Origin of the sequence: Kitasatospora sp. NPDC058190 (genome assembly GCF_042883685.1) — a bacterium.
Classification (GTDB): Bacteria; Actinomycetota; Actinomycetes; order Streptomycetales; family Streptomycetaceae; genus Kitasatospora.
The window spans coordinates 1-19909 of record NZ_JBHVVI010000115.1 but is presented as its reverse complement, the minus strand read 5'-3'; the positions used below and the strand labels follow the sequence as shown (position 1 = coordinate 19909).

The following is a 19909-nucleotide window of genomic DNA, read 5'->3' as shown; positions in this document are numbered from 1 at the left end:
GTCGCTTGGGGGGAGTACAGCTTGAGTGGAACCGTGCGTGTGCGGAACGGATCGGACGGATCCGGCGACGCGGGGGGGCCGCCGACGAGGGAAAACAGACCGACCGGTTTCAACGCGCCCCCGCCCAGGCTGGCCTTGGCCATTGTGGTGATCGTGCAGCTCGGCTTCGTGCTGATCGGCTTTCTGAACATGGCGACGAGCCATCCCACGGACCGTCAATTCGTTGCCGCGAGCCTGACATTCACCGCCGCCTCGGCGCTCCAGTTCGTCCATTGCGCACCCCGGATGCAGCGCGTCCGGGAGCGCTACGGGCGCTGGACGCTCCTGGCGCAGGCGGTGCTGACGTACGTTCCGCTGGTGCTCTTCGGCTTCGCCTGGGGCGGGATGGCGGGCTTCCTCGGCTCCTCGGTGCTGCTCCTGCTGCGCGGCAAGCGGGCCGGGGCGGCCTTCGGGGCGGTGGTGGTGCTGTCCGGGGTCAGCGGCGCGCTGCTGGGCATCGGCGCGGCCGAGGCCGTCTACCTCACCGTGGCGACGGCGCTGACCGGGCTGATCGTCTTCGGCCTGACCAGGCTCGCCCAACTCGTCATCGAGGTGCAGCAGGCCCAGCAGGAGCTGGCCCGACTGGCCGTCACCCGGGAACGGCTGCGGTTCGCCCGCGACCTGCACGACCTGCTCGGCTACAGCCTCTCGGCGATCACCCTGAAGAGCGAGCTGACCTGCCGACTGGTCACGGCCAACCCGGAGCGGGCGCTGGACGAGCTCGGCGGGGTGCTGGAGATCTCCCGGCAGGCCCTGGCCGACGTGCGCGCGGTGGCCCGTGGCTACCGGGACATGTCGCTGGAGAGCGAGGCCGTCTCGGCGCGGTCGGTGCTCGCGGCGGCCGACATCGAGGCCCGGTTCGACCTCGGGAGCATCCAGCCCACCGGGGAGGCCGACACCGTGCTCGCCACCGTGCTGCGCGAGGGCGTCACCAACCTGCTGCGGCACAGCAAGGCGGAGTGCTGCATCGTCAGGGGCGGTGTGGAGGGCGGGCGGCTGCGGCTCACCCTCTCCAACGACGGCGTCCCCGAGCGGGCAGCGCTCGGGGACGCGGACCGGCACGGTGGCGGGCTGGACAACCTGGAGGTGCGGCTCGCCAAGGTCGGCGGCCGGCTCAGCGCCGGGCCCGACGGGCGGGGGTGGTTCCACCTGGTGGCCGAGGTCCCGGCTTGAGCGGCGCGGCTAGAGCAGCCAGCCGGATTCCTCGGCCAGCCTGATCGCGTCGATCCGGTTGCGGGCGTTGAGCTTCGTCACGATCGTCGTCAGGTAGTTCCGGACCGTCCCGACCGACAGGTGCAGGGCCGCCGCGATCTCCGTCGCCTCGGCCCCGCCGGCGGCGGCCCGCAGCACCTCGGTCTCCCGCAGGGTCAGCGGGTTCTGGCCGCTGTCGAAGGCGTCCAGCAACAACTGGGGGTCGATCACCCGCTGACCCGCGGCCACCCCGCGCACCGCCTCGGCGAGCTGCTTCGGCGGTGCGTCCTTCAGCAGGAAGCCGGACACCTGCGCCCCCAGCGCCCGGCGCAGCGTGCCGGGCCGTCCCAGGCTGGTCAGGATCAGCGTCCGGCACTGCGGCAGCTTGGTCTTCAGCAGGCTCGCGGCGGTCAGGCCGTCCATGCCCGGCAGGTCGATGTCGATGATCGCCACGTCCGGACCGGTCTCCAGCGCCTTCGGGACCACCAGGTCACCGCGCTCCGTCTCCGCGACCACTTCGAGGTCGTCCTCCAGGTCCAGCAGCGCCACGAGCGCGCCTCGGACCATGTGCATGTCCTCGGCCAGCAGAATCCGTATCACCCGGTAGTCCCCCCAGAGCCACGGCCGGGCGTGCCACCCGGACGGACCTCCGATGGTAGGGGAACCGGCGCCCGGGGGCGCCCGACACGCCTCGCGAGTTCGGCGGCGCCGGGCTGCTCCCGCGCCCGCCGTTCCCCTCCTCGCCCGCCCTCTCCCCCCTCGGCCTGGCCGGAGGGCGTTCGGTTCGGGGGCCTTTCCTCATTCCGTCCCGCCTCGGCCTCGTCGCAGGCGTCCGGTGGATCAGGGGTGGGTGGCGGCGTGTTTGGCGAGTTCGAGCAGGGACTCCAGGTCGTGGGCGGCTTCGGCGGTGCAGAGGGCGGTGGTGAGGGCGAGGGCGGTGAGGGCGGCGAGGGGCCAGCCGCGGGGGGCAGGGGCGGGGGCGAGGAGGGCGGTGACCCGGCGGGGGACGGGCCCGAGGGGGTGCGGGCGGAGTCGGCCGAGGAGGGCGAGGGCGGCGGCCGGGATGCGGGTGCGGGCCCGGGTGCGGCGGGCGGCGAGGGCGGCCTTGCCGATGGTGCGGGCGACCTGTTCGCGGTCGCCGACGGCCGCGGCGGCGCTCTCGTCGGCCCAGCGTTCCACGGTGAAGGTGACCGTGTCGGCGAGCGGCCGCAGGAACGGGTTGGCGGCCGCGCCGAGTTGGGCGAGGGCGACGAACAGGTAGTGGCGGTGGGCGAGGTGGGCCCGTTCATGGGCGAGCAGGACTTTTCGCTCGGCCGGGTCGAGCGCCGCGAGCATGCCGGTGGAGACCACGATCCGACCCGGCCGCCCGGGTATCGCGTACGCCTCGGCGGCCGGGTCGTCGACCACGACCAGCTGCTGACGCCCCGGCAGGCAGGCCGCCTCGGTGGCCGCGCGGGCCAGGGTGCGGGCGCGCCGCCACAGCATCCGCCCTGCTGTGGCGAGGGCGACGGTGAGCAGGGCGCCGGCGAGTACGGCCACCGAGAAGGAGGCCGGGTCGTGGTGTTGGGCGGCGGGCGCCGACCAGTGGTCGTGGGCGAGCCGGGCCAGCAGCGGGATCCGGATCAGCCCGGTGACGGTGAGCATGCCGAGCACCGCGGTGCTGGCGGCTGCCAGGACCAGCGAGCCGACGGTGAGCAGCCAGGTGGCCGGCCGGGGCGGCAGCCGTTCGCCGACCGGCCGGGCGAGGAGTGCGGCGAGCAGGGGGAGGAGCAGCGGCAGGTAGACGGCGATGCGCATCGGGCCGCCTAAGCTCCGGGTCCGAGCGCTCCCGGGCCGAGCAGTCGGCGCAGGAACTCCTCGTCGTCGTCGGAGAGTTCGTCGATGAAGTGGGTGAGGACGGCTTCGCGGTCGCTGCGTCCGTCGAGCATCCGGCTCATCTTGCGGGCGGCGAGCTCGGATTCGTCGGAGACGGCGGTGTAGGCGTAGGCGCGGCCGCGCTTGGCCCGGCTGAGCAGGCCCTTGCCGTGCATGCGGGTGAGGGCGGTGACGACGGTGGAGTACGCGAGCCGGGCGTCGACCTGTTCGAGTACCTCGCCGGGGGTGAGCGCCTCGGGGGCGGCGTGTCGGAGGGCGGCCAGGATCTCGGCTTCCAGCTCGCCTTTGGCGCGTCCTTCGGCCGGGGTGGGTTCGTGTACGCCCACGGACTTGGTCACCTCCCGCGCTATCTTCTACATTCCACGTAGAAGTTCTACGTCTGATCGTAGAAGTTTCTGCCTGCCCAGAGTCTGCCACGCCCCGCGCCACGCGCGAGCGGCGGGCAGCGCACCCATGAGCACGTGCGGTGAGCGAGCGCAGCGAGCGAACCGGAGAGAGGCGCGCATGAGCACAGCAACGGCGGCCGGAGCCCCGCCCATGACCATGGCGGCCCGTGCCGAGGCCCTGACGAAGGCGTACGGCTCCGGCGAGACCAGGGTGGTCGCCCTGGACGCGGTCGACGTCGCCGTCCGGCGCGGCGAGTTCGTGGCGATCATGGGCCCGTCCGGCTCCGGCAAGTCCACCCTGATGCACTGCCTGGCCGGCCTGGACACCGCCACCTCCGGGCGGATCCTCATCGGCGACACCGAGATCACCCGGCTCAAGGACAAGAAGCTCACCCAGCTGCGCCGCGACAAGGTCGGCTTCGTCTTCCAGGCGTTCAACCTGCTCCCCACGCTCACCGCGCTGGAGAACATCACGCTGCCCATGGACATCGCGGGCCGCAAGCCCGACCAGGCCTGGGTGGACAGGGTGATCGACACCGTCGGCCTGTCCGGGCGCCTGAAGCACCGGCCGACGGAGCTGTCCGGCGGCCAGCAGCAGCGCGTCGCGTGCGCCCGCGCGCTGGCGAGCCGACCGGAGATCATCTTCGCCGACGAGCCCACCGGCAACCTCGACTCCCGGGCCGGCGCCGAGATCCTCTCCTTCCTGCGCCAGTCGGTGGACGACCTGGGCCAGACCATCGTGATGGTCACCCACGACCCGGTCGCCGCCTCCTACGCGGACCGCGTCCTCTTCCTCGCCGACGGCCGGATCGTGGACGAGCTGCCCGGGCCCACCGCCGACTCCGTACTGGACCGGATGCGCCGGTTCGATGGCGCCGGGCGCAGGAGTTGACGGGGAGTGTTCAAGGCAAGCATCCGCAACTTCCTGGCCCACAAGGGCCGCATGGCGCTCTCCACCCTCGCCGTCCTGCTCGGTGTCGCGTTCGTCTCCGGCACCCTGGTGTTCTCCGACACCATCAACGTCGCGTTCACGAACATCGCCGGCTCCACCGCCGCCGACGTGACGATCAAGCCGAAGCAGGCGTTCACCCCCGAGGTCGAGGACCGCGGCCTGTCCGGCGAGACCCCGACCCTGCCCGCCGCCGTCGTGACCAAGGTCGCCGCCGTCCCGGGCGTGCGGGCCGCGCACGGCCAGGTGAGCCTGCAGAACCTCACCGTCGTCGACAAGGACGACAAGCCGGTCGGCCCGACGACGGGAGCCCCGACGCTCGGCCAGAACTGGTACGACGATCCGCAGGTCCACCTGGTGCAGGGCCACGCCCCGACCCACAGCGGCGAGATCGTCCTCGACCAGGCCAGTGCCCAGCACAAGGGCATCCACCTCGGCGACCCGCTGCACATCCTCAGCCCGTCCGGCTCCACCCCGGGCACGCTGGTCGGCGTCGTCACCTTCACGACCGGCAACCCCGGCGTGACCATGGCCTACCTCGACACGGCCACCGCCCAGGCGCGACTGCTCGGCAAGCCCGACCAGTTCACCGGCGTCACGGTCGACACCGCGCCCGGCACCGGCCACGCCACCGCCCAGCAGCGGATCAAGGCGGCGCTCGGCGACGGCTACTCGGTGGCCACCAAGGAGGAGCAGGCGCAGACCGCCGCCCAGCAGATCAGCTCCTTCCTCGGCGTGGTGACGCTCGCCCTGCTCGGCTTCGCCGGACTGGCGGTGCTGGTCGGGATCTTCCTGATCCTCAACACCTTCGCAATGCTGGTCGCCCAGCGGACGCGCGAGTTGGGCCTGCTGCGGGCGCTGGGTGCGGGCCGGGGCCAGGTGCTGCGCGCGGTGCTGACCGAGGCGCTGCTGCTCGGCGTCATCGGTTCCACGCTCGGCCTCGGGGTCGGGATCGGCCTGGCGGCCGGCCTGAAGTCGCTGATCTCGCGGTTCGGCGTCGACCTGTCCGGCACCGCGCTGGTCATCAACCCGGTGACCCCGGTCGCCGCGTACGCGGTGGGCGTGCTGGTGACGCTGGTCGCCGCGTACCTTCCGGCCCGGCGCGCCGCCCGGATCTCCCCGATGGCCGCCCTGCGCGAGGCCGCCGTAGCCGTCGCGCCGAGGCTCGGCCGGCGGACGGCGCTGGGTGCGGTGCTGCTGGTGGCGGGGCTGGGTCTGCTGTACGGGGCCGCCACGCACCACGCCACGATCATCACGGCGGGGGCGTTGCTCGGCGGCGGGATCGTCGCTTCGCTGCTCGCGCTGGTGGTGCTCGGCCCGGCGCTGTCGCGGGTGGTCGTGTACGGGCTGGGCGCGCCGTACCCGTCGCTCTTCGGCACGGTCGGGCGGATGAGTCGGCTCAACGCCGTCCGCAACCCCCGGCGCACCGGGGCGACGGCGGGCGCGCTGATGATCAGCCTGTCGCTGGTCGGCGCGGTCGCGGTGCTGGCGGCCTCCCTCACCACCTCGGTGGACCGGGACGTGGACAACACCTTCGGCGCCGACTACGTGCTCTCCGGCAACGGTGCCACGCCGATCGGCCACGAGGTGACGGACCGGGTCAAGGCCGTCCCAGGTGTGCAGGCCGCCACCCGGCAGCGGTACGCGGTGGCGCACCTGAACGGGTTCCAGCTGGCGCTGTCGGGCGTGGACGTCGCGACCGTGGACCAGGCCGTCAAGCCGCAGTACGTGGCGGGTTCCACGGCGGACGTGGCGGCGGGCAAGGTGATGGTCGACCAGACCACCGCCAACGCCGACCACCTCTCGGTGGGCTCGCAGGTCGAACTCCACTTCCTGAACGGCCGGGTGGGCACGCTGACCGTCGGCGCGATCAGCAAGCCCCCGGCGGGCGCGGGCAAGGACGGTGGCAGCTGGGAGGTCTCCCTCGACACCCTCGACAAGTTCGCCCCCGAGGCGCAGGACTTCGCGCTGTACCTCAACACTGCGACTGGGGCTGACCGTTCCAAGGTTCAGGCCGGTCTGGACGCGGCGCTCGCGGGGTACCCGCAGGTGACCGTGCAGAGCCAGGCCGACTACAAGAAGTCGATCACCGGCCAGGTCGACACCGTGTTGTACCTGGTCTACGCCCTGCTCGCGTTGGCGATCGTCATCGCGGTGCTCGGGGTGGTCAACACCCTTGCCCTGTCGGTGATCGAGCGTACGAGGGAGATCGGCCTGCTGCGCGCGATCGGCACCTCGCGCGGGCAGGTCGGCCGGATGGTGCGGCTGGAGTCGGTGCTGATCGCCGTGCACGGCGCGCTGCTGGGGCTGGGGTTGGGCCTGGCCTGGGGCGTAGCGGGGCAGAAGGTGCTGGAGCTGTACGGGATCACCGCGCTGAGCATCCCGTGGACGACGATCCTCGCGGTGCTGGTCGGCGCGGCGGTGGCCGGACTGGCCGCGGCGGTGCTGCCCGCGCTGAAGGCGGCCCGGATGCGGGTGTTGGGGGCCATCGCCACCTCCTGACGGCAGCGGCGGGGGGGGGCCCCGGGGGGGGGGGGGGGGCCCCGCGGGGGGGGGGGCGCGGCTGTGGGGGGCCGGGTGGGGGTTGTGGGGCCCCAGCCCACCCCCCTGCCGGCCGGGGGGGGCCCCGGCCGGGGGGGGGCGGGCCACCGCCTGTCGGGGCCGGCCTCGGGTGGGCGCCGGGTTGCCTCGGGTAGGCACCGGGTTGTCAGACCGCCCCGCCGCCCGGCTTGCGCCCCGCCCCTCACCTCGGGCCCCGCCCCCCGCCAGGGCGATCAGCAAGCTCAAGAGCCGATCCGTGCTACTTCCGGCGGCCGTAACGGCGGGCGAACTTCGTCTCCGCCTTGAGCAGCAGGGGCATCAGCGCATAGCTGACGACCGGGACGACGAGGGCGGTCATCACCAGCGTCCGCAGCGGCAGCGGCAGGTGGCCGAGGTAGGGGCCGAGCAGGACGAAGGCGGCGGTGATGGTCGGGTAGACGGCGAGCCAGGTGAGCAGCGCCCGGCGGTGCGCGGACGGGGCCGCGGGTGCCGGTGCGGTGATGCTGTCGGTGCTCATGACGCTCATGGCGCGTTCCTCCCCTTGGCGATCGGCTGGAGCCAGAATCCCCAACCCTTCGGTTGGAGATTCTGGCAGAGGTCTGCCCGGATGTCCAACTATCTGGTTGGGGATTCGCGCTATGGTTGTGCCATGGCCTGGGACACCGCACGCACGCAGCAACTCCTCCTCGACGCCGCGGTCGAGGAGTTCGCCGAATTCGGCCCGGACGGTGCCCGGATCGCTCGGGTGGCCACCCGGGCGGGCGTAAACAAGGAGCGGATCTACCAGTACTTCGGCAACAAGGAGCAGCTCTTCTCCGCAGTGCTGACGTCCGAACTCGGCAAGCTGGCGGAAGCGGTCCCGCTCGTCCTGGAGCGGGGGCGCGACCTCGGCGACTACGCCGGACGCGTCTTCGACTACCACTCGGCCCACCCGCACCTCTCCCGCCTGCTGGCCTGGGAGGGCCTGCAGCGCGGCGCGGCATCCGCGGAGCTGGCGGCCGGTCCCGAACGCACCGCGCACTACGGCGAGAAGGTCGCCACTCTTGCGGCCGCGCAGCGGGCCGGCGAGCTGGCCGAGGGCGTGGATCCGGCGCGACTGATGTTCGCGGTGATCGGCCTGGTGAACGCGTGGTTCACGCTGCCGCAGATGGTCCGTCTGCTCATGCCCGGCGCGACCGATGCCGCGACGGACCGGGAGGCCGTCGTCACGCTGGTCCGCCGGCTGACGAAGCCCGCAGCCTGACGAACCCACTCCCAGCTGTGCCCGGCCCGGGTCGAGGAACCTCCACGGTCGGCGATCCGAGTATTTGACCTACAGGTCAAATTATCGCTACGGTAGTGGCATGGGCAGGCCGAAGAGCTTTGAACCGGACGTGGTCATCGCGCAGGCGATGGAGACGTTCTGGACCAAGGGCTACGCCGGCACGTCCCCCGCCGATCTCGCCGAGGCGACCGGAGTGGCCAAGGGCAGCCTGTACCACTCCTTCGGTTCCAAGCGGGAGTTGTTCGCCAAGGCGTTGGACCTCTACGGCCGGACGGGCTCGGAGGTGACCGAGGAGTTCCTCTCGCGGCCGGGCACCGCCAAGGAGCGCATCCACGCGTACTTCGTGCTGCTCGTGGACATGGACCTGGACGGGCCGGTCCGTCGCGGGTGCCTGGCGCAGAACACGGTCGAGGAGCTCGGCGGGCGGGACGAGGATGCCACTCGCAAGGTGCATCGCATCGAGGAGCGCATGATCGAGCTGTTCGCGGCCCGCATCGAGCAGGGGAAGCGGGACGGTGACGTCGACCGGGGCGTCGACGCCAGGACGCAGGCGCTGTTCCTCCAGACCACCCTGGCGGGGCTGCGGGTCATGGCCAAGACGTTCGACCGGTCGGTCCTGTACCGGATCATCGACACGGCTTTGGTGAGCCTCTGAGGTGCGGCGCCTCGCGAGGCGGCGTTTTTTGTGCCCTCATTTTAGACCTTCAGTTCAAGAATCCGTCATTCAAGGAGGAGAGAGAGCATGGACCTCGGCATCAGCGGAAAGACCGCGCTGGTCACCGGCGCGAGCCGCGGCATCGGCTTCGCGATCGCGCAGACCCTGGCCGCGGAGGGTGTGCGGGTGGTGGGTGCCGCCCGGACCGTCACCCCCGAGCTGGAGAAGGTCGCCGCCGCGGCCGTGCCCGTCGACCTGAGCACCCGCGACGGGGCGCGGTCGATCGTCGATCAGGCGCTCGCCGCGGTCGGCGGGATCGACTTCCTCGTCAACAACGTCGGCGCGGGCGACCCGGAGAATCTGTCCCTCGACGGGTTCCTGGACGTCGACGACGAGCAGTGGCAGAGGATGTTCGACCTCAACCTGTTCAGCGCGGTATGGGCCACCAAGGCGGCGCTGCCGAGCATCCTGGACCGCAAGGGCGCGATCGTGAACATCTCCTCGATCAACGCCCGCATGCCCACCGGCGCGCCGGTCGGCTACGCGGAGGCCAAGGCCGCGCTGAACCAGTTCGGGAAGCGGCTCAGCGAGGAGCTGGCGCCGCGCGGTGTCCGCGTGAACACCGTCTCCCCGGGCCCCACGGCCAGTCCGCTGTGGACCGACCCGGACGGATTCGGCGGCAAGGTGGCCGCCGCGTCCGGGGTGAGCCACGGAGACCTGCTCGCGGGTCTGCCCGGACAGTTCGGCATCGCCTCGGGGCGCTTCACCGCACCCGAGGAGGTCGCGGACCTGGTCGCCTTCCTGCTCTCCGACCGTGCCGCCAACATCCACGGCGCCGACCACGTCATCGACGGCGGCACCCTCAAGACCGTCTGACAGGGCTGCGGCGGCCACTCGGCGTAGTCGGCTGAGGGATCAGCCCCTGTCAGGCGGGCGGACAGGCTTCGAGCAGGGCGTCCACCGCGGCGCCGATCGAGGGGCGCGCGGCCGAGGTGGATCGCCAGATGGCGAAGACGCGGCGGCGCGGGGCGTCCACCAGTGGCACGAACCGCACCGGAGCGGATGTCGCCTCCCGTCCCAGGTGCGGGATGATCGCGATGCCCAGTCCGGCCGCGACCAGCGCGATCTGCGTCGGGTGTTCCGAGGCGGTGTGGGCGATGCGGAGCTTCTTGACGCCGCGCGCCAGCCGTTCGTGGCACAGCTGCCCGACGCTCGAGGTGATCCAGTCCTCGTCGCCGAGATCATCCAGCCTCAGCGTCGGACGGTCGGCGAGCCGGTGGTCCGATGGCAGGGCGATGTCGTAGGTGTCGTCGAGGAGGGCGCGGTGGTCCAACCCCTGGGGCAGGGCGAGCGGATCATCGATCCAGTCCTCGACGACCGCAAGGTCGAGCAGCCCGCGCCGCACCGCCGGGATGGCCTCGTACGGTTCCTGCTCCCGCGCCGAGGCCGTCAGATCCGGGTGCCGCGACCGCAGGGCCCGCAGCGCCGGGGGGAGCAGCCCGCGTGCGGCGGTCGGGAAGGCCGCGATCGTGAGGTGGCCGCTCACCACCCCACGGTGCTGCGCCATCGCCGCCATGACGCGCTCCGCCTGCGCGAGTAACTCCTCGGCCTGATCGGCGAGTAAGGCGCCGGCCTCGGTGAGGCGGATGCCGCGACCTTGACGCTCGGTGAGATGGGCGCCGGTCTCCTGCTCGAGCCGTGCCATCTGTTGCGAGACCGCCGAGGTGGTGACGTGCAGGAGCCGTGCGGCACCCACGACGGATCCGGTCATCGCCACCGCGTGGAGGACACGCAAGCGTTCGAGGTTCAACATCTAAGTGATGCTACGAGGAGCGGTCCAGAGACATTCACTTGTGCATCGTGGTGATCGAATCCAGAGTATGACGGGTTGCCGCAGGCCATCGGTACCGGGGGCGAACGCCGGGCACAGGGGAACCGGCGTCCGCCCCCGGTCCGATGTCGCGGAGAAGCCCGAAGCCGAACTCCCCGGCGGCTCCTGCGTCGACGAAGGACTCGTGCGCCGTGCGGTCGAAGGCCGGCGCCGGCCCGTCCCCACAGGCTTGGCAGCCCTTCGGCCAGGGCGGCGTCGAGGTCCCGCGACACGATCGTCAGCGGGCCGAACCTACGCCCCGGCCTGCTGATAGAGCGTCACCAGCAGGCCGTGCACCGGCTCGCCCTCCGGATCCTCCTCCGTCTCGTCGACCAGTGCGGCCAGCGCCTCGGCGAGCCGCGCCGCCTTGGCGGGGGTGAGCCGGAGGTGGCGCAGCGTCAGGAGGTGGTCGGCGGGTGAGCGGGTCAACTCCTGGGCGACGGCGCCGAGCAGCGCGGCCGTGCCCTCGGCCTGCGGTTCGGCGACGAGCAGTCGCTCGGCGGTCCGCTGGTAGTACTTCTCGGTGCCGCCGCGCACCCGTCGCGTTCCCGCGTCCTGGACCAGCCCCGCCTCGCACAGCACCCTGAGGTGGTGGGAGACGCTGCCCTTGTTCACTCCCAGCTGCGCGGCGAGCCGACTGATCGTCGACGGCCGGCTGCTCAGGGCGAACAACAGGCGCTGGCGCAGGGGGTGGGCGAGTGCGGTGTGCTGCAGAGGCGTGCTGATCCGCTGGACGTCCTCGTCTGGTTGGTGGCTCACCAGATCAAGCGTTAAGTACGGTTGACGCTTTGGCAAGCCGCTGGTCTACTCCCTCCCATGACTTCCACCACATCGTCACCTGCGTTGGACGCTGCCGCCGTCGTCGAGTCGATCACCGACCTGGTCTGCGAGAACTACGTCTTCCCCGATGCCGCCCGGCAACTGGCGGCCCTGCTTCGGCGCCGGAGTGCCGAGGGCGCCTACCGGGCCGAATCCGCCGAGGAGTTGGCCGAAGCGATCACCGCCGATCTGCGGTCCGTCAACGGCGACCTGCACCTGGCCCTCAAGTACCACGCGGTGCCGGTGCCGCGTGAGCAGGGCGCGGCGGTACTCGCCGCGATGCGGAGGGAGTTCGACGCCTCCCTGGGCGGTGTTCCCCGCGTGGAGCTCCTCGACGGTGGCGTCGCGGTCCTGGAGATCGCACCCAAGATGTTCCCGCTGGACTGGGCGGCACAGCCGCTGGCCGCGGCGCTCTCACTGGTGGCCCCCGCCCGCGCCCTCATCCTGGACCTGCGCCGCAACACCGGTGGCGATCCGAACACGGTCGCCTTCATCTGCGGCTACCTGCTCGACGGCCGCACACACCTCAACACCATGCTCTCGCGGCAGGGGGAGGTGGCCGAGCAGTCCTGGACGCCCCCGTTCGTCCCGGGTGCCCGCTTCGGCGGCAGCAAGCCGCTCTACGTGCTGACGAGCGGAAACACCTTCTCCGCGGGCGAGGAGCTCGCCTACGACCTGCAGCAGCTCGGGCGCGCCGAGGTCGTCGGGGAGGCCACCCGGGGCGGCGCGCACCCGCGCGAGGGCTGGACGGTGCACCCGAACCTGGAGCTCAGCGTGCCCGTCGCCCGCGCGGTCAACCCGGTCTCGGGCACCAACTGGGAGGGCACCGGCGTCCGGCCCGATGTGCCGTGCGACGCCGAGGCGGCGCTCGACCACGCGCTGTCCCTGGCCGTGGCGCGCCTGACCTGAGTCTCTTCCTTCGGATCAGCGGGCGGACCGGACGAAGGTGCCCGCGCTGGGGAGTGCGGCCTGGACGACGGTGGCGGCCTCCGGGCGGGCGGCTCGGCCGGGCCGCGGCGCGTTGCCGACGCGGCGTCAGCAGATCGGCGGGTGCGGTGGGCTACGGCGGACAGCTGACCGCCGTTCAGGAGCCGGGGGCACGAGTGGTGCCCCCGGCGGGATGGGGCGGTCACATGGTGTAGCCCTGGACGTCGGCGACGAGGTTGGTCCAGCCGGCGTGGTTGTAGAGGAAAATGGTGCCGTTCCACGGGTCCACGGGAACCAGGGCGAGGTTGGGCACGGTGGCCCCGGCGGTCATGTCGAGGTTCGAGAAGGACGGGGTGGGGTCGGCGCCGGCGAGGTTGCCGGCCGCGATCCAGCTGTCGGCGGTCGGGTCGGTGGCGGTGAGGTTGATCAGGACCGCCTTGGCACCCCGGGGGATGCCCGCGACGCCCGCGACCTTGACCGAATAGGCGGAGCTGGGGCCGATCTTGCCGTTGATGCCACCGGTGCCGTCGCGCGTGTCCAGGACGCGGGTGGGGGCGGTGGTCACGAGCGAGGCGCCGCCGGCGGTGCGGTAGCCGCCCTGGATGTCGACGATCAGGTGGACGTCGCCGGTGTGGTTGTAGAGCGTGACGGTGCCGTCGGCGTTGATCGGGGCGGTGACCTGGTTGGCGACGGTCTGGCCCGCGGTGAAGTTGAGGTTCGAGGTGGTGGGCGGGTTTCCGTTCGGGGCGGCGGTGATGTAGCTGTTCGCCGTGCCCTCGGTGGCCGTCAGGTTCAGCACGGCGTACTGGGTGTCGGCGGGGAGCAGGTTGGTGCCGCGGACCTGGACCCGGATGCTCTGGCCGGGGCCGACCTCGCCGATGCCGTAGGAGCTGTCGCGGGTGTCGAGCGCACGCACGGGGGTGGCCTGACGGTCCAGGCGCAGCGCGGTGCCCTGGGGCGCGGTGGAGTAGAAGCCCTGGACGTCGGCGATCAGGTCGACGTCGCCCGCGTGGTTGTAGAGCGAGACGGTGCCGTCGGCGGCGACGGGGACGACGACGGCGTTGCCGACGTCCAGGCCGGGGGTGGCGTTGAGGTTGGAGGCGGTCGGCACCTGACCGCCCGGGAAGGCGGTGATGTGGGTGGCGGCCGTCGCGCCGGTGGCGGTGAGGTTGAGCAGGACCGCGGTGACCTTGCCGTCGGTGGGCACGCCGCCGTGACCGGTGACCTGGAACTTCAGCACGCCGCCGGGGCCGACCTGCTGGGCCGGGGCGCCGATCCCGGAGCGGGTGTCCAGGATGCGCGCGGGAGCGAGCGGCGAGAAGTCGCTGCCCACCGTGACGGTCCTGCTGGTGCTGCCGGTGCCGCCCGAGGTGTTGGTGACGGTGTCGGTCACCGTGTAGGTGCCCGGGGCGGCGTAGTCGTGCGGGTTGCCCGTTGCGCCGAGCACGGTGTCGACCACGGTGCCGTCGCCGAAGTCGATGGTGTTCTTCGCGACCGGCCAGGCGCTCACCACCCCGGTCGAGGTGGCGGTCACGTGCAGGGGGGTGTCGGGCTGACCGGCCTGCAGCGCGGTCTGTGCGACGGTGAGGTCGGAGGCGACGGTGTCACCCTGGTACTCGCGGGCGCCCCGGTCGTAGGAGGCCGCGCCGGCACCGGTGTTGGCCACCAGCGGGTCGTCGACCCGGGGGTTGCCGTCGATGTCCGTGGGCAGTTCGCCGGGTGCGTTGGCGTCGGCGGAGTCGATCGCGGGGGAGCCCTCCTTGTTCAGCTTCGCGACGTCGGTCGACAGGTCGTGCGCGCCCTGACCGGAGCCCTGCTGGAAGGAGGGGACATCGGTGTACTGCTGGCCGGCCCAGGTGTAGGGGTGCTGGGTGGCGGTGGTGATCAGGTTGTAGTCCGCGGTGGTGCCGGTCGCGGAGGCGGCGGAGACCACCAGGTCCGCGTGCGCGGTGTTCGCCGGGCACGGACCCCACGGGCCGGTGGAGTTGTCGTTCTCGGCCAGGACGTTGTTCTCGACCGTGGCGCCGGAGGAGTTGCCGGCCAGCTCGATGCCGGGCCCGCAGTCGTTGTGGGTGGTGTTGCCGGTGATCACGGTGCCCGGTGCGTCGGTGACCAGGATGCCGTGGCCGTAGGTGTCGCTGATGTCGTTGGTCGTGATCACGGCGCCGGAGGTGCCGGGGTCGACCACGAGTCCCTCGCCGTGCGGGGCGTTGATGGTGGTTCGGCTGACGGTGACCGCGCTGCTCCCGCCGGTGATGTGCAGAGCAGGGGTGGTGGCGTTGCCGAGCGCGCCGGTGGAGGTCAGCGTCAGGCTGTCGAGCGTGACGTGGTTCGAACCCGTCGTCACCACACCTTCCTGGGCGCTCTGACCGCCCATGTGCTCGACCACGACGTCGTGGACGTGATCGAGGTCGAAGACATGGTCCGAAGCCAGGAGATTGGGCAGCCAGGTGGCGTCGTCGGGGTGTGCCGGGCCGGTGAAGGTGATCGGCGCGCCGGGCGTCCCCGAGTGGGTCAGGTGGACGCTCTCCTTGTAGATGTTGCTGGTGACGTGCACGGTCTGGCCGGCCTGCACGACGTCGGCGGCGGCCGAGACGGTGCAGAACGGCACCGCCTGGCTGCCCGCGCCGGGCGCGGTATCCGAACAGCCGGCATTGGATCTGTTGTTGACGTACAGGTCCGTGACCGTCGCCTGTGCCGTACCGGCCAGCGGCAGGACGCCGGTGACGGACAGGGCGAGAGCGGCGATCGCGGCGAGGCGCTTGGTGCGCAAGAAGTCCCCCAGTGAAGAGTCGAGCGAGCAGCCGGGCCACGCGGGCCCGGTGCCCGGGGAAGGCGGCGGCGTCCGCCGGCCTGCCCGAGATCGAGCGGCTGCGTCAGCCCCGAGCGCTGCCGGGCCGGCGGGCAGGCCGCCGGCGCGGTGCTTCTCGCGCGACGGCGCAGCGCGAACGACCCGCACGTGAGGGGGCTGACCGGTGGTCAGCGGGCAGCCCACTCCGTAGGTATGCCGCGGGATTCTGGCAGACCGGCACACCGCGCGCACAGAGTAGCGGGGGAGATGATCTTCGCGTCGGGCAGGGGGGATCACTGGAGGGGGGTGCGCCGAGCGGGGCCCAGGGGGCGTCGGCGGGCCGTACCCGGGGCCGGCTCGTCGGGTGCTACGCCAGGGTGTCGGGCTCGTCGGTGAGGCCGGGGCGCAGGTGCTCGATGTGGTGGACGGCTTGGTCGAGCAGGGCGGCCACGTGGTTGTCGTAGAGCGCGTAGACGACCTGGCGCCCCTGTCGCTGCCCGACCACCAGGTCGAGGTTGCGCAGCAGTCGCAGCTGGTGGGAGCAGGCGGACTGCTCCATGCCGACCTCGGTGGCCAGTTCGGTGGCGGCGCAGGGCCCCTCGCGCAGCCGGGAGAGGATCAGCAGCCGGGGCGGGGTGGCCAGGGCCTGCTGGGCTTGCGGAGCTGCAGCTCGCCCGCGGTTCCCGCGGAGCTGACGGGTCGGCTCCGCGGGTTGGGCCGGCGGCCCCGTGCGGGCTGTGGGGCTGAGAGCTCGGCTGCGTCAGATCGTGACGTTGAAGTTGCCGTGGGCGGTGGCGCTTCGGTAGTTGCGGCTGCCCCCGTATTCGGCGGTGTAACCGTTAAACGCGCCAGAGAGCATCGACTGGATGTCGGAGATGTGCGAGCCGACGTCGAAACGCGCGACACCCTCGGGGTTGGTGGAGACGCTACCCAGGTCCGCGTGCGTGCCCGTGAGGAAGAAGTGGATGTCCTGTCCTCCGATCCCCTCGCCGAACACGTTGGTGAGGACGGCCTCCAGGATCGGGCTCGCCTTTCCCTGGACGGCGCTGCCTTGGACGGTGCGCGCCACGAGCGAGACGGCCTCCCGTTGGGCGATGGCGGATTGGGGCTGCATGATCTTGGACATGGTGGTTCTCCTTCGGGTGTTGTTTGTGGTGCGCGTGTTGATTGGGCAGGCCCGTCGTCAGATCTCGACCGATCGTCAGTTGCGCACGATTTCGCCCAGTGCTGGTCGTCGGCGGCTCGGGGCGGTGACCGCCGCGCCCTTTTCGAGGCGCGTCGACGCATGAGACCCCTCAACTGGCGGGAGGTCATGTTCCGCCGTCTGAGGCTGTCGTGTGCTGCCGGCGACCCGGAGGCCGGCTGGCGGGAGGACCGCCATGTCGCAAGCGGGTCGAACTTGTTGGCAGCTCGTTCCTGGGTGGCAGCAGTCGGTATCGGGAAGGTATGTGCCCTAACGACATTCTCTGCCCATGGCCAGGCAGATGTCTATCTGAACGATTACTCACAGTTACGGCGTTGGCGTGTGGGGCCCTGGGTGCGGCCTCCGTGGGGCGGGCTCGTCGGGTGCTACGCCAGGGTGTCGGGCTCGTCGGTGAGGCCGAGGCGCAGGTGCTCGATGTGGTAGACGGCCTGGTCGAGCAGGGCGGCCACGTGGTTGTCGTAGAGCGCGTAGACGACCTGGCGCCCCTGTCGCTGCCCGACCACCAGGCCGAGGTTGCGCAGCAGTCGCAGCTGGTGGGAGCAGGCGGACTGCTCCATGCCGACCTCGGTGGCCAGTTCGGTGGCGGCGCAGGGCCCCTCGCGCAGCCGGGAGAGGATCAGCAGCCGGGACGGGGTGGCCAGGGCCTGCAGGGTGGTGGCCACCCGGGCGGCGCTGGTGGCGTCCAGGCGCGTGTGCGGGACGGCGGTGGCGGGGGCGGCTCCATGACCCATGCAGGCAATACTACAACTCATGCATGAAGAAGCGTTCATATGTTCATGTATGCTGGATGGGTCGTTGGCCCACCCTGCCCTGAAGGGTCCCGCTTGCCATGCCCTCCTCCGCGCTGACCGAGCGCCCCGCGCCGCCGGCCGCACCACCGCGCCCCGACACCGCCCCCAGACGGCGCACCCGGGTGCTGTCGCTGCCCGAGGCCCGCTGGGCCGCCGTGGCGACGGTGCTGTTCCTGATCGCGCTGCCGCTGCAACTGACCGGCGCGCCCGCCTGGGCGTGGGGCCCGCTGTACGCCCTCGCGTACGCGACCGGCGGCTGGGAGCCGGCCTGGGCCGGACTCCAGGCGCTGAAGGAGAAGACCCTCGACGTCGACCTGCTGATGATCGTCGCCGCGCTCGGCGCGGCCGCCGTCGGCCAGGTCATGGACGGCGCGCTGCTGATCGTCATCTTCGCCACCTCCGGCGCGCTGGAGGCCCTGGCCACCGCCCGTACCGCCGACTCGGTGCGCGGACTGCTGGACCTCGCGCCGCCCACCGCGACCCGGCTGCTGGACGACGGCACCGAGGAGAGCGTCCCGACCGAGGAGTTGACCGTCGGTGACACGATCCTGATCCGGCCCGGCGAGCGGATCGGCGCCGACGGCCGGGTGCTGGACGGCGCGAGCGAGGTCGACCAGGCCACCATCACCGGCGAGCCGCTGCCCGTCGCCAAGGAGGTCGGCGACGAGGTCTTCGCCGGCACCCTGAACGGCACCGGCGCTCTGCGGGTGAAGGTCGAGCGGGACGCCTCGGACTCGGTGATCGCCCGGATCGTCGCCATGGTCGAGGAGGCCTCCGAGACCAAGGCACCGACGCAGCTGTTCATCGAGAAGGTCGAGCAGCGCTACTCGATCGGCATGGTCGTCGCGACCCTGGCCGTCTTCGCCGTCCCGCTGGCCTTCGGCGCGGCCTTCACCGGCTCGCTGCTGCGGGCGATGACCTTCATGATCGTCGCCTCGCCGTGCGCGGTGGTGCTCGCGACCATGCCGCCGCTGCTGTCCGCCATCGCCAACGCCGGACGGCACGGTGTGCTGGTCAAGTCCGCCGTGGTGATGGAACGGCTCGGCCAGGTCGACGCCGTCGCCCTGGACAAGACCGGCACCCTGACCGAGGGCGCCCCCCGCGTCACGGACACCCGCCCGCTGCCCGGCTCCGGCCTCACCGAGGACGAGCTGCTCGCCCTGGCCGCGGCCGCCGAGCACCCCAGCGAGCACCCGCTCGCCCGCGCCGTCGTCGAGGCCGCCCGGGCCCGCGGGCTCGCCCTGGCCGTGGCGGAGGACTTCAACTCCGTCCCCGGTGTCGGGGTGAGCGCCACGATCGACGGCCGGGTGGTCGCGGTCGGCGCGCCGGAGCGGGTTCTCGGCGGGCGCGAGGGCGCCGCCGCGGAGACCGCCGCCGAGCTGGAGGAGCGCGGCCGCACCGCCGTCCTGGTGGAGGCGGACGGCGACCCGGTCGGCGTGCTCGGGATCGCCGACCGGCTGCGCCCCGACGCCGCCGCGACGGTGGCCGCGCTCACCGGCCTCACCGGCCGTACGCCCGTGCTGCTCACCGGAGACAACCCGCGCGCCGCCGCGGCCGTGGCCGCCGAGGTCGGCATCGGGGAGGTCCGGGCCGGACTGCTGCCGCAGGGCAAGGTCGCCGCCGTCAAGGAGCAGGAGGCGGACGGTCGCCGGGTACTGGTCATCGGTGACGGCGTCAACGACGCGCCCGCCCTGGCCGCCGCCCACACCGGCATCGCGATGGGCCGGGCCGGCTCCGACCTGGCGCTGGAGACCGCCGACGCCGTCATCGTGCGCGACGAACTCGCCACCGTCCCGGCCGTGGTGGCCCTCTCCCTGCGGGCCCGCTCCTTCGTGGTGCAGAACCTGGTGATCGCCTCGGTGTTCATCACCGCCCTGGTGGTCTGGGACCTCGTCGCCACCCTCCCGCTGCCGCTGGGCGTGCTCGGCCACGAGGGCTCGACCGTCATCGTCGGCCTCAACGGCCTACGGCTGCTGCGCGAGGCGGCGTGGACCCGGGCCCGGTCCGAGGGCGGCCGGTGAGTCGTCGCAACCGGAAGGCCGCCGTCCCCGGGAAGGGGGCGGCGGCCCGCTGCACGGTCACGGTCTGTCGGGGCTGCTGCTGCGGCATCCAACGCCCAGGTCGGAGGAGGTCCGCCGGCGTCGCACCGGGATAATGGCCGGGCCGCCGGCCGGCTGCGCCCGCGGCACCGATCGAAGGAGAGGCAGAGGACGGATGACCCTGGAGGAAGGACGACGCGTCAGGTTGACGGAGGACCTCGGGATCGGTGAGGCCGTCGCCGGGGCGGCCGGGGCCGTCGTCGGGTTCCTCTCGCTGGGAGCGGGGATCGAGGGCACTGTCGAGCGGGTGGACGGGGAGCTCCCGGAGAGCGAGGAGGTCCGCGAGTACCAGCGGCTCAAAGCGCTGTTCGAGGACTACGGGCACACCATGCCGGTGGCGAGCCGGGAGCGCCTGGAGGCGGAGATCGCCGCGCTGGAACCGGAGTGGGCCGCGCACCGGGAGCGGGGAAACCGGGTGACGGTCCGCGTCCGGTTGGACAACGGCTTCGTCCTCGACGGGGTGCACCAGGACGTCCTCACCGCGCTGTGAGGGCGCGGAGTGGGAAGT

19 protein-coding genes and 1 pseudogene are annotated in these 19909 nt (G+C 72.2%); 10 read left to right on the top strand and 10 right to left on the bottom strand.

Annotation, left to right across the window (positions count from 1 at the left end; all coding sequences use genetic code 11):
- The first annotated feature begins 144 nt into the window (after positions 1 to 144).
- Positions 145 to 1212, top strand: a complete 1068-nt coding sequence (locus ACFVWU_RS36155; RefSeq protein ID WP_387628833.1) for a sensor histidine kinase — start codon at positions 145 to 147, stop codon at positions 1210 to 1212.
- Between the two features lie 9 nt (positions 1213 to 1221).
- Here ACFVWU_RS36155 and ACFVWU_RS36150 read toward each other — a convergent pair whose 3' ends face one another.
- The 3 genes from ACFVWU_RS36150 to ACFVWU_RS36140 form a co-directional block, all read right to left on the bottom strand.
- Positions 1222 to 1830 carry a DNA-binding response regulator gene (locus ACFVWU_RS36150; protein ID WP_387628816.1) on the bottom strand — a complete coding sequence of 203 codons (609 nt, stop codon included), beginning with the start codon at positions 1828 to 1830 and terminating at the stop codon, positions 1222 to 1224.
- Positions 1831 to 2070: 240 nt separating this feature from the next.
- The gene (locus tag ACFVWU_RS36145) at positions 2071 to 3027 is read right to left on the bottom strand and encodes a M56 family metallopeptidase (protein WP_387628814.1); all 957 of its coding nucleotides are present in this window, start codon (positions 3025 to 3027) and stop codon (positions 2071 to 2073) included.
- Positions 3028 to 3035: 8 nt separating this feature from the next.
- Positions 3036 to 3431, bottom strand: coding sequence for a BlaI/MecI/CopY family transcriptional regulator (locus tag ACFVWU_RS36140; protein WP_387628811.1), 396 nt, complete (start codon positions 3429 to 3431; stop codon positions 3036 to 3038).
- A gap of 217 nt (positions 3432 to 3648) precedes the next feature.
- On the opposite strand from ACFVWU_RS36140, the gene ACFVWU_RS36135 reads away from it, so the two are divergent.
- Both ACFVWU_RS36135 and ACFVWU_RS36130 read left to right on the top strand, forming a co-directional pair.
- Positions 3649 to 4383: an ABC transporter ATP-binding protein gene (locus tag ACFVWU_RS36135; protein ID WP_387628831.1), complete on the top strand. Its 735-nt coding sequence runs from the start codon at positions 3649 to 3651 to the stop codon at positions 4381 to 4383.
- A 6-nt stretch (positions 4384 to 4389) separates the two neighbouring features.
- On the top strand, positions 4390 to 6942 hold the full coding sequence (locus ACFVWU_RS36130; protein ID WP_387628810.1) for an ABC transporter permease: 2553 nt from the start codon (positions 4390 to 4392) through the stop codon (positions 6940 to 6942).
- Positions 6943 to 7240: 298 nt separating this feature from the next.
- Here ACFVWU_RS36130 and ACFVWU_RS36125 read toward each other — a convergent pair whose 3' ends face one another.
- Positions 7241 to 7507, bottom strand: coding sequence for a hypothetical protein (locus tag ACFVWU_RS36125; protein ID WP_387628807.1), 267 nt, complete (start codon positions 7505 to 7507; stop codon positions 7241 to 7243).
- A 123-nt stretch (positions 7508 to 7630) separates the two neighbouring features.
- Between ACFVWU_RS36125 and ACFVWU_RS36120 the strand changes: the two genes are divergently transcribed.
- The 3 genes from ACFVWU_RS36120 to ACFVWU_RS36110 all read left to right on the top strand — a co-directional run bounded on the left by ACFVWU_RS36120 (position 7631) and on the right by ACFVWU_RS36110 (position 9776).
- Positions 7631 to 8224: a TetR family transcriptional regulator gene (locus tag ACFVWU_RS36120; protein WP_387628805.1), complete on the top strand. Its 594-nt coding sequence runs from the start codon at positions 7631 to 7633 to the stop codon at positions 8222 to 8224.
- Positions 8225 to 8324: 100 nt separating this feature from the next.
- A complete protein-coding gene (locus ACFVWU_RS36115; RefSeq protein WP_387628803.1) occupies positions 8325 to 8900 on the top strand; it encodes a TetR/AcrR family transcriptional regulator in 576 nt (191 codons plus the stop codon).
- Positions 8901 to 8987: 87 nt separating this feature from the next.
- Positions 8988 to 9776, top strand: coding sequence for an SDR family oxidoreductase (locus ACFVWU_RS36110; protein WP_387628800.1), 789 nt, complete (start codon positions 8988 to 8990; stop codon positions 9774 to 9776).
- 49 nt (positions 9777 to 9825) lie between these two features.
- Here ACFVWU_RS36110 and ACFVWU_RS36105 read toward each other — a convergent pair whose 3' ends face one another.
- Together ACFVWU_RS36105 and ACFVWU_RS36100 are read right to left on the bottom strand one after the other, a co-directional pair.
- Complete coding sequence (locus ACFVWU_RS36105; protein WP_387628798.1) at positions 9826 to 10713, bottom strand: LysR family transcriptional regulator; 888 nt, start codon at positions 10711 to 10713, stop codon at positions 9826 to 9828.
- A gap of 309 nt (positions 10714 to 11022) precedes the next feature.
- On the bottom strand, positions 11023 to 11529 hold the full coding sequence (locus ACFVWU_RS36100; RefSeq protein ID WP_387628795.1) for an ArsR/SmtB family transcription factor: 507 nt from the start codon (positions 11527 to 11529) through the stop codon (positions 11023 to 11025).
- A gap of 57 nt (positions 11530 to 11586) precedes the next feature.
- Here ACFVWU_RS36100 and ACFVWU_RS36095 point away from each other — a divergent pair, with 57 nt between their 5' ends.
- Positions 11587 to 12498: a S41 family peptidase gene (locus ACFVWU_RS36095; RefSeq protein WP_387628794.1), complete on the top strand. Its 912-nt coding sequence runs from the start codon at positions 11587 to 11589 to the stop codon at positions 12496 to 12498.
- A 220-nt stretch (positions 12499 to 12718) separates the two neighbouring features.
- Here the strand turns inward: ACFVWU_RS36095 and ACFVWU_RS36090 are convergent, their stop codons facing one another.
- The 3 genes and pseudogenes from ACFVWU_RS36090 to ACFVWU_RS36080 form a co-directional block, all read right to left on the bottom strand.
- Entirely contained in the window at positions 12719 to 15289 is a 2571-nt protein-coding gene (locus tag ACFVWU_RS36090; protein WP_387628792.1) for a right-handed parallel beta-helix repeat-containing protein, read from the bottom strand.
- Between the two features lie 385 nt (positions 15290 to 15674).
- Positions 15675 to 15959: pseudogene (locus ACFVWU_RS36085) on the bottom strand (ArsR/SmtB family transcription factor); the annotation flags it as partial.
- A gap of 108 nt (positions 15960 to 16067) precedes the next feature.
- On the bottom strand, positions 16068 to 16433 hold the full coding sequence (locus tag ACFVWU_RS36080) for a hypothetical protein (protein WP_387628789.1): 366 nt from the start codon (positions 16431 to 16433) through the stop codon (positions 16068 to 16070).
- On the opposite strand from ACFVWU_RS36080, the gene ACFVWU_RS36075 reads away from it, so the two are divergent.
- Positions 16432 to 16596, top strand: a complete 165-nt coding sequence (locus ACFVWU_RS36075) for a hypothetical protein (RefSeq protein ID WP_387628787.1) — start codon at positions 16432 to 16434, stop codon at positions 16594 to 16596. The two genes, ACFVWU_RS36080 and ACFVWU_RS36075, sit on opposite strands and share 2 nt — an antisense overlap.
- A gap of 280 nt (positions 16597 to 16876) precedes the next feature.
- On the opposite strand, the gene ACFVWU_RS36070 is transcribed toward ACFVWU_RS36075, so the two are convergent.
- Positions 16877 to 17242, bottom strand: a complete 366-nt coding sequence (locus ACFVWU_RS36070; protein WP_387628785.1) for an ArsR/SmtB family transcription factor — start codon at positions 17240 to 17242, stop codon at positions 16877 to 16879.
- A gap of 98 nt (positions 17243 to 17340) precedes the next feature.
- Between ACFVWU_RS36070 and ACFVWU_RS36065 the strand changes: the two genes are divergently transcribed.
- Both ACFVWU_RS36065 and ACFVWU_RS36060 read left to right on the top strand, forming a co-directional pair.
- Positions 17341 to 19323, top strand: a complete 1983-nt coding sequence (locus tag ACFVWU_RS36065) for a heavy metal translocating P-type ATPase (protein WP_387628783.1) — start codon at positions 17341 to 17343, stop codon at positions 19321 to 19323.
- A gap of 193 nt (positions 19324 to 19516) precedes the next feature.
- On the top strand, positions 19517 to 19891 hold the full coding sequence (locus tag ACFVWU_RS36060) for a hypothetical protein (protein ID WP_387628781.1): 375 nt from the start codon (positions 19517 to 19519) through the stop codon (positions 19889 to 19891).
- Positions 19892 to 19909 lie beyond the last annotated feature (18 nt).